Source organism: Paraburkholderia mimosarum LMG 23256 = NBRC 106338 (genome assembly GCF_000739815.1).
Classification (GTDB): Bacteria; Pseudomonadota; Gammaproteobacteria; order Burkholderiales; family Burkholderiaceae; genus Paraburkholderia; species Paraburkholderia mimosarum.
Genome location: NZ_BBJJ01000065.1, coordinates 26,966 through 36,202 on the forward strand (window position 1 = coordinate 26,966; position 9,237 = coordinate 36,202).

General features: G+C 61.5%; 7 protein-coding genes. 4 read left to right on the forward strand and 3 right to left on the reverse strand.

All coding sequences use genetic code 11. The features are described from left to right. Window positions 1-14: 14 nt before the first annotated feature. On the reverse strand, window positions 15-1,460 hold the full coding sequence (locus tag BMI01S_RS29705) for a coiled-coil domain-containing protein (protein WP_028232251.1): 1,446 nt from the start codon (window positions 1,458-1,460) through the stop codon (window positions 15-17). Window positions 1,461-1,655: 195 nt separating this feature from the next. Between BMI01S_RS29705 and BMI01S_RS41170 the strand changes: the two genes are divergently transcribed. Continuing rightward, the gene (locus tag BMI01S_RS41170) at window positions 1,656-2,075 is read left to right on the forward strand and encodes a hypothetical protein (protein ID WP_028232252.1); all 420 of its coding nucleotides are present in this window, start codon (window positions 1,656-1,658) and stop codon (window positions 2,073-2,075) included. A 1,031-nt stretch (window positions 2,076-3,106) separates the two neighbouring features. On the opposite strand, the gene BMI01S_RS29715 is transcribed toward BMI01S_RS41170, so the two are convergent. Beyond that, window positions 3,107-3,943, reverse strand: coding sequence for a glycosyltransferase (locus BMI01S_RS29715; protein ID WP_028232253.1), 837 nt, complete (start codon window positions 3,941-3,943; stop codon window positions 3,107-3,109). A gap of 89 nt (window positions 3,944-4,032) precedes the next feature. Between BMI01S_RS29715 and BMI01S_RS29720 the strand changes: the two genes are divergently transcribed. Continuing rightward, window positions 4,033-5,085, forward strand: coding sequence for an RNA-guided endonuclease InsQ/TnpB family protein (locus BMI01S_RS29720; protein WP_028232254.1), 1,053 nt, complete (start codon window positions 4,033-4,035; stop codon window positions 5,083-5,085). A gap of 13 nt (window positions 5,086-5,098) precedes the next feature. On the opposite strand, the gene BMI01S_RS29725 is transcribed toward BMI01S_RS29720, so the two are convergent. Beyond that, window positions 5,099-6,361, reverse strand: a complete 1,263-nt coding sequence (locus BMI01S_RS29725; protein WP_028232255.1) for an oligosaccharide flippase family protein — start codon at window positions 6,359-6,361, stop codon at window positions 5,099-5,101. Window positions 6,362-6,609: 248 nt separating this feature from the next. Between BMI01S_RS29725 and BMI01S_RS29730 the strand changes: the two genes are divergently transcribed. Both BMI01S_RS29730 and BMI01S_RS29735 read left to right on the forward strand, forming a co-directional pair. Continuing rightward, window positions 6,610-8,004 (forward strand): phosphomannomutase/phosphoglucomutase, encoded by a 1,395-nt coding sequence (locus BMI01S_RS29730; RefSeq protein WP_028232256.1) that lies wholly within the window; start codon window positions 6,610-6,612, stop codon window positions 8,002-8,004. Window positions 8,005-8,586: 582 nt separating this feature from the next. Beyond that, on the forward strand, window positions 8,587-9,237 hold a 651-nt coding region (locus tag BMI01S_RS29735), incomplete at its 3' end, for an acyltransferase family protein (protein ID WP_042291545.1).

Consider the following 9,237-nt stretch of genomic DNA (forward strand, 5'->3'; position numbering starts at 1 on the left):
AAGGTTTGGGGCGGTCAGAAAGACAGCGGCACACGCAGCGTGAGCGTGAGGTCGGGTGTGTCGCGCGTGAGGCCGGCGCCTATCGAGAAGTTGAGCGTGGTGTGAGGCGACAGGCGATACGAATAGCCGATCAGCAGCGTGGCGAGGACGACGCGCACCGAGCCGGGCACGGTTTGTCCGTTCTGCGAGGTTGGCAAGACGATGCTCTGGTCGTAACCGATACTGACCGAAGCCTTCTCGTTCAACGAGAGGCCCATGCCGATATTGAATCCCCAGACATCGCCCGGCTGGATCTTGCCGAGGAACTCTGTCGCGCCATTGAGCAACGTGAGACTTTCGTCCTTGCCGAAGCTGTGCAGGTAGCTGAAGTTGCCGAAGAACACGACCGGGTCGGTCGGAAAAAGCCACGTGAGGCCTGGCTGGATCGCGAGGAAACCTGAGCCGGTCGGTTGCTGCAGCGGCAGGCCCGTGTTGGCTGTCGTGCTTGCAACACACGACACCACGCAATCGGTCACGACGTCGAACGGGCTCTTGCCCGTTGCCGTCTTGAAGCGCAGCCAGCCGACATAGTAGAACTTGTCCGGACCGCCTTGATTGAACTGATAGCGCAGCGTCATTTCCACGTCGCCGATGCCGTGGCCGCTGCTGCTGATCGAGGTATTTGCGGCGGTACCCGCGAACGGCTGACGCGTGATGACATCGTTGGTCTGGTACACGTACGGCACACGGACCTCGAATTCCAACCGGTTGGTGATCCCGTAACGGAATGCGGCGCCGCCTGTCAGCGTGGTCGTTTTCACCTCGTTGATGTTGATGAGCCCGATCAGGAGCGCCGGAATGATCGTGTAGCCAACGAGTGAGATCTGGTTTTGCGACGCGTAGCCGAACTGGAAGTACGGCTCGACGACGAACGTGTGGCGTGGTGTGAGCACGCCTGGCTGGTCGAAGATCGGCGCGACGGCGGGTGGGCGCGTGTCCGCGACGGGTGCCTGGCCGACCGGTGTAGCTGGAGCGCTTTGCTGGGACGCGTTGGCGGCGTTGGAACCCGCGTTCTGGTTGCCCTGCGCGGTGGCGCCGGATTGCGGGCTCTCGGGTGCGCCGACCTGCACCGCCTGATCGGCCTGGACGATCTGCGCGGCGGTGGTCGCGCCACCCGTTGCGGCGGCACCCACCGGCAAGCCGTTGGTATCGGTGCCACCCGTGGCGCGCCTGCTTTCCAGCTGCCCCGCGTTGAGTGAACGGCTGAGCCGCTGAAAGTTCGCCTCTTCGTCGGCAAGCTTCTGTTTGAGCGCCTGGAGTTCCTTCAAGCGCTGATCGACTTCGTCGCGTAGTGCCTTTATGTTCGCCCGGTCTGCCTCTGCGGCCTGGGTTTCTAGCGACTGTCCATAGGTTTCGACGCTGAATGCCAGGAGCGCCGCGTAACTGATCGCGCGTATGTGTCGAAGTCGCACACACTTCATGGGTGTCTCCATGTCACTTCTATTTATAAACTTCTACGACAGACTGGTGCACCAGCAACCCATCACCCTAAGCAACAGGTGCAGGGCGCGGACAAAACCCCCACGACATGTCGCAATTCATCAACCTCGACGAGTACTCAATCTTGTGCGTGAGTGCATCGACAGGCACCCTGTGTTCTGTCAACAGGACCAGGGTTGGCCTTCGCGCCGATCATTGCGACGACAGACCCATACAGCCTAGTGCAGGCGCGCTTCAAATTCCAGCATCAGCTGCTTCAGCGGGGTCCCGGCGATTCGCACGATCGCGAAGCGATCGACATTTGTCGCCACGGCGTACGCGTCGCGCATCAGTCAACCATTCATGTATCCGCGCAATGCGCTCTCGCTTGGTGCGAACTTCAGGCGCAAATGTTTTCGAATCCATCCGAAGGGTATGAAATCAACGATGTGCTCGTCAGTGCGCTTGACCGCATGCAATTGCCGTACGCCGACCAGGATTGGAGCGCGTCGTGCTCGACGATGCGTCTGGCCTTTCGCTCGTCGGCGTATTCATTCGCGCATGGCCGTAAAGCGGGCCGGTGGGGAGTCTGTGCGGCTTCGCACATTGCGGTATAAACGAGGTCCCCGCAGCTCGAATGTCCGCTGTGACCACTTTGGTGGAGTGTACGGAAATGGAAACACGAACGTCTCCACGCCATCCCTCACGAACAACGTGTCGATGAAGCTATCTCGCGCGTCTGTAACGCGATGCTGGGCGCAGTAGCGAGTATGAGTCCCGGGCTAGCACGCGGTGCCCCCGGGGCAACCAGATTTCAGCGCGCTTCGGCCGACTGGTTCGGACGCGCAATTTCGCCGAACGTGGTCCCAAGCGCGGCTGTGCTAACCTATACCTACCGTATCGTCCACGGACGGAGAACGATGATGGGATGGAGTTTCTTCGCACTGGCTGTCGCGCTTTTGTTCGCCGCATTGGGCTTGGTCATGGACCACAATGGTCGCAAGGCCGACCGTGAACGAGCGGGCCTGGGGCGTCGCGACGACGGAGATTGACGATGGGATTCGGTTTTGTCGCGATGATCGTTGCGTTGGGCCTGTGCGGTGTTGGCATGATCATGGACCGCAACGGTCGCAAGGCCGACCGCAAACGTGCTCAAAGAGGGCGTCCAGTCCGCGGAGAATAAGCATGTATTTTGGAGTCTTTGCTCTGGGTATTGAGTTGGCAATCTACCTTTACAGTGGCTACATGGTGAAGAAGGGCCGTCAGGCGGATCGTGAGCGCCGCTGGTTCTGACTGCGCGAATGACTGCTGAGTCAGCGCAGGCCAACCATTTTTGATCAAAGCCGCATCTTTTCGGGTGCGGCTTTATCTACTCTTGGGGGCCATTCGTGCTTCGACGACGCTTGGACTGGTACGCACCGCCGGCGTCACCGGCAAGGCACCCGGGTGATCGTACGTGTTGGTGCAGGACGGAAGCTTGCCCGCGTCGGCGTTCTTCCCGCAGAGGCCTGCTTGTTGTCCGAGCACGATTACGGAAGGAATAGTAAATAGCGTCTCGCTTCAACGAGATCCTGCTTCTCGATATGCGCTCATGCTAGTGCCTCAGAAAGCTGCGCGATACTGCAGCGCGTTGCGTTGCGTTGCGTTGCTATGCGCCGCCCGCGAACCAGGCGCGCTTTATCTTGTGCAAGGTGCGATAGGGCGTGACGAAGTGCAGCAGGCTTTTCGCAATACCGGCCCAGTCGCGCCAGTTCAGCACGTTCAGGTAGCGCAGTTGCAGGCGCAGCGTCGATACGATCTGCCGCCGCCGCTTCGTTGCGCTGATGCCGCCTTCATTGAGTTCGTAGTACAACCCAAGTTCCGGCAGATTCGCGCACTCGTAGCGCTCCATGAGACGCAGGAAGAGGTCGAGGTCCTCGGCGGCAGGATATTGCACGCGATAGTTGCCCACGGCAAGCACGGCGTCCACCCGCAACATCACCGAAGGATGCACGAGCGGCGAACGCAGAAGGCGCGTACGCCGCAGCGTGTGCGCGTCGGCGCTCGGGCGCAGCATGAAGAGCGGTTCGCCCGCACGATTGACCACCTGGGTCCAGGTGCCCAGCGCCGCGAGCGCGGGTTCGGCTTGCATGCGCGCGCGTTGTTTCGCGAGGCGCTGAGGCGCTGCGAGATCGCCCGCGTCGATACGTGCCGCGTAGCGAAAGCCGCGCGCCGCGAGCGCTTCGATGCCCGCCTGCAAGGCGCGCTCGATCCCACCGTTCTTCGGCATGCGCAAGACTTCGACGCACATGCCCGGCACCTCGGGCACGAAGATGGGTGGCGTGCTGCCGTCATCGACGACGAGCGCGTAGATCGTTGCGTCCTCATCGAAAGAGGCAAGCGTGCGAGCGACGTCGTCCTGGCCGTTGTACGCGGGCATGAGCACGGCGACATCGGCGAGCGCGCCTTCGCGCGCGTTGCGCGTTGGGAGCTCGGAGGGATTCATGAGTTGCTCCAAAAAGCCTCGCCATTCATGGTGGGGAGAAAAGTTGCGGCGTTGCTTGACACCTTCAATCCGCAGTTAAAATGACCGGCATGATCCTTGTCTACCGCTACCGAGTCAAGTCGCTGAACGGCCTCCTCAACAAACAAAGCCGAGCGGTGAATTACGTGTGGAACTTCTGCAACGACACGCAGAAGCACGCGCTTAGGTGGGGCAAGAAATGGCCGACCGGTTTCTGCCTGAATGTGCTGACGACCGGCAGCAGCAAGGAGCTCGGCATACACTCCGGCACGGTAAACGCGACGTGCGAACAGTACGCGAAGTCGCGCAGCCAGCATCGACGCCCTTATCTGCGCTATCGCGGCAAGAATTCGCTCGGCTGGGTGCCCTTGAAGGGCCGTGACCTTAGACGCGAAGGAACGGCGTTCCGCTTCGCCGGCAATACCTTCCGGGTGTTCGACAGCCGCACGCTGCCAGAAGGAACGATCAAGGACGGCACTAACTTCGCCCAGGACGCACGAGGCAACTGGTTCCTGAATATCGTTATCGAGGTCGCTGACGTGCCCGCGCGGCCTATCCGGTCGGGGGTTGGCATCGACCTTGGTCTGAAGGACTTTGCCGCACTCTCCACCGGCGAAAAACTCCCTAACGACCGGTTCGGTCGACGCGCGGCCGAGAAGCTGGCCAAGGCTCAGCGCGCACGCAAGCACAGGCGGCATATCGCAAAGCTGCACGCCAGGGTTGCCAACGCCCGCGCCGATTTCCAGCACAAGCTGGCACTCGATCTGGTGCGGCGCTTCGATTACATCGCAGTCGGCAATGTATCGGCCGCCAAACTCACCAGAACCAGGATTGCGAAGAGCGTCTATGACGCATCCTGGTCGTCCTTCCGGGACAAGCTCCGTTATAAAGCGATAGCGCACGGGGCAACGTTTGAGGAAGTGAACGAAAGCGGTTCGACCCAGTCCTGTTCGGCGTGTGGATCGAAAGACAGCACGACGAGGCCGAAAGGTATCGCGGGACTGCGAATAAGAGAGTGGACCTGCAGTAGCTGTGGTGTCGTGCATGATCGTGATACCAACGCTGCGCGAAACATTCTCCGATGCGGACGTGCATCGCCGGGTGCGGGAATTCCTTGCCGTTAGGCGAGGAAGGGCGTCAAGAAACGAGCTTCAATCGGATGTAATAGAAGTTCACGCAGGCGGCCGCGAGATAGCCCGCCGCGAGACCGCACAACGCGCCATACGCGCCGAGCCGCGGGATGGCCGCGAGATTCACGGCGAAAGCCACGGCGAGCGCGAGCAGCCACTTGGCGAGCAATACGAATTTTGCCTGGTATTTGAGCACGACGAGGTTGCCGATCGCTTCGATCCCTGCGGGCACCGAAAGCCACACCGCCCAGCGGAAGATGCCGATGGCGCCTTCGTAGTCCGGCCCGAACACGCGGCCTATGATGAAGCCCGCGAGCGCATCGAGCACGAGCGCGCCCGCCACCATCAGCGCGGCCGTCATTGCGAAGAGGCGCACGAGGTTGCGGCGTAGCTGCGCGGTCTGCTGCACACGGTAGACGAAGGCGGGCGCGATCGTCTGCGAGAGCATGAGCGCAAGCGTGATCCAGTTTTCGTTGAGCTGCTGCGCGGCGGAGTAGCGGCCGAGATCGGCGAACGAGATCGTGCGCTCGAGCATGAGGCGATCGAGCTTCAGGAACAGGTACATGCAAATGAGGCCTAGCCAGAAGACCGTGCCCGCGCTCGCGAAATGCCTGAACAGCGAGCGGTCCACATGCCAGCCGAGCTTGCCGCCGTGGCGGTGGCGGAAGTAGAGCATGAGCACCGCGCCGATCGCCGCCGATTCGAGCGCCCACAGCCAGCCGAACACGGCGGGCGCGACCGCCGCGCGCACGAGCAGGTACACGAGCAGCGCCTTGATCACGGCCGTGGTCATGCTCGTGACCAGCTGCGGCTTGCTATACGTCATGCTCTGCAGCCACGCGTTGATGACACCAACGAACGGCTCGCGAAACAGCATCGTCACGGCGAGACCGGCGAGCATCGCGCCGACGAGCGGATCGGTCACGCCGAGCGCGATGCCCGTCCACGTGACGAGGAGCGCCGCCGCGGACACGCCGATGCGCAGGGCGAACGCGCTGCCGAGCACGGTGCCGAGCTGCTCGGGCGGTCTGTTGACGATGGTGGGCACGAGAATCTCGGCGCCGCATACCCAGGTAATGGGCGCGAGCACGAGCAGGAGCGTGTTCGCGTACTGCCACTTGCCGAATACGTCGGGGCCGAAGTAGCGCGCGAGCACGCCGCTGATGGCGATGGCAACGGCGATCTGCGTGACGCGTTCGAGGCCGAGCCAGACGATGTTCGCAAACGCGCGGGCGACGTCGGGATTGCCGAAGCGCTTCAGGCTCAGCATCGCGCCTCGCCGTGGTGGCAGGCGCAAAAAGTGGGGCAGGCACGGGCCGTGCGCAATTTCTCCGCCTTTTTTGGCGAATATTTTGGCGGTAAAAGGAAACGGCGAAGCATTAAAATGGGTGCACACCACTGCCGGAAAACGGCAATTATAGTTTGTAACGGATCCCCCTCTCGGTAACGGCAGGAGCTTTCAATCACCTGTCGATACGACGAGCAGACCCGAATCCCCATCAGGACGTGAGCTTCCACATGATTTCGAAATCGATCTTCAAGGCATATGACATTCGCGGCGTGATCGGCAAGACGCTCGACACCGACACCGCGCGCGCCATCGGCCGTGCCTTCGGCAGCGAAGTGCGCTCCCAGGGCGGCGACGGCGTGGTGATCGCGCGGGACGGCCGGCTCTCGGGTCCCGATCTCTCGCGTGCGCTGGCCGACGGCCTGTGCGAGGCAGGCGTGGACGTGGTCGACGTCGGCATGGTGCCGACGCCCGTGGGCTATTTCGCCGCGAGCGTGCCGCTCGCGCTCGCGGGCGGCGAGCGCAACGTGGACTCGTGCATCGTCGTGACGGGTAGCCACAACCCGCCCGACTACAACGGCTTCAAGATGGTCCTGCGCGGCAAGGCGATCTACGGCGACCAGATTCTCGCGCTCCATGACCGCATCGTCGCGGGCCGTTTCGAAGCGGGCGAGGGCAGCTACACGAAGTACGACATCGCCGATGCGTATGTCGAACGCATCGTGAGCGACGTGAAGCTCGCGCGCCCGATGAAGATCGTGGTCGACACCGGCAACGGTGTGGCGGGCGACCTCGCACCGCGTCTTTTCAAGGCGATGGGCTGCGAGCTGGTCGAACTCTTCACCGAAGTGGACGGCAATTTCCCGAACCACCATCCGGACCCGGCGCACCCGGAGAATCTGCAGGATGTGATCCGCGCGCTCAAGGAAACCGATGCGGAGATCGGCTTCGCGTTCGACGGCGACGGCGACCGGCTGGGCGTCGTGACCAAGGACGGCCAGATCATCTATCCCGATCGCCAGCTCATGCTGTTCGCGCAGGAAGTGCTCTCGCGCAATCCGGGCAAGCAGATCATCTACGACGTGAAGTGCACGCGCAATCTCGCGAAGTGGGTGAAGGACCAGGGCGGCGAGCCGCTCATGTGGAAGACGGGCCACTCGCTCGTGAAGGCGAAGCTGCGCGAAACGGGCGCGCCGCTCGCGGGTGAAATGAGCGGTCACGTGTTCTTCAAGGACCGCTGGTACGGCTTCGACGACGGCCTCTATACGGGCGCGCGGCTGCTCGAAATCCTCTCGCGCGCGGCCGACCCGAGCAAGCTGCTCAACGACCTGCCGAACTCGCACGCCACGCCCGAGCTGCAACTGAAGCTCGAAGAAGGCGAGAACTTCGAGCTCATCGCGAAGCTGCAGAAGAACGCGAAGTTTACCGGCGCTGACGAGGTCATCACGATCGACGGCCTGCGCGTCGAATACCCGGACGGCTTCGGGCTTGCGCGCTCGTCGAACACCACGCCCGTGGTCGTGATGCGCTTCGAGGCCGATAACGATGCGGCGCTTGCACGCATCCAGGCCGACTTCAAGCGCGTGATTCTCGCCGAGAAGCCAGACGCGAAGCTGCCGTTCTGAGGCTACGGTACGGCTTGACCCCGTACTGAAGCGGACCTCAAATTCAATGAAAAATGCGGCGCCGCGCGGTTTCACCGCCCGGCGCCGCGATTCCCATTGGCGGGGCTTCGCACCGTTTTATTGCTCTTTGCTCGTTATGGCATGTTTGCGCCACCGTGATACTTCGCACAAGGAAGTCGCATGTTCATCGGATGTGATGAGACATCCTGATCACGACGTGAATCGATCTACCAGTAGATGCGGTTCAAGGGCGGGGAAAGCCCACGTTGAGCTCATCGGCGGACTGCCTGCGGTGGAAGGCACTGGCTGCCGCAGCTCTTCGTCATCGCTCTGATCTGCAGCGCGCCTCGCTTGTCAGGCCTGCGCTTGTGCTAGCGAAAACCTTTGGGTAGACCCTCTGGTCCCCGTCGTCGGAGGCCGGCGTGACTGATGAGCCTGCGAGTTGAGTCTTTTGGGCTGCCTCAATCCGACTGGTCGTTCAACCGTTCAACCTCTATCCTGGTGTTCACTGTCACACATTCTATTCCGCAGAGAGGCTCCAGCATTCCTGTATGAGGAAACCGCCTGCAGCGGGAGGTCAACGTGCATACAAAGAATCGAAGCCTCGAAGGCCTGCGCGGAGCTGCAGCACTGCTCGTCGTATTCTTTCACTTGGGGCAGGTGTTGCACCTTCCGGGTGTCGTTCGAAACGGCTATCTCGCAGTTGATCTGTTTTTTGTGCTCAGCGGATTCGTAGTCTGTTCAGCGTATGGCGAACGCCTGGAGACCGGACGCCACGCGTGGCACTTCCTCGTGCGTCGCTTCGGACGCCTCTGGCCGTTGCATATCGCTACCACTGTCCTTTTTTATGTGGTCGGCAGCTTGCCGCTGATCCTCACGCACAGTGGGTTTTTCGCACCGACAGGTGCGGAAACGCTGTCCATCGTGACAATGACTCAGGGCTTGAATATTGTTAGCCACTCGTTCGGAAACGCGAACGCGTGGAGCACAAGCGACGAGTTTTACGTCTATCTCCTATTCGCGTCCATTTGCCTGATTGCACGCCGCCGCGTGCAGGTCGGCTTCGCTTTTGTTTCCGCAACGATCGGCCTCGCAATAGCCATTTACATCGATGCAGGAACATGCGTCTCTAACGGCCATTGCATGGATCTGACCTCCAACTTTGGATGGGCGCGATGTATTTCCGGTTTTTTCACCGGTGTAGTGATTGCCTTGTTCCGCCAGCGCCTAACA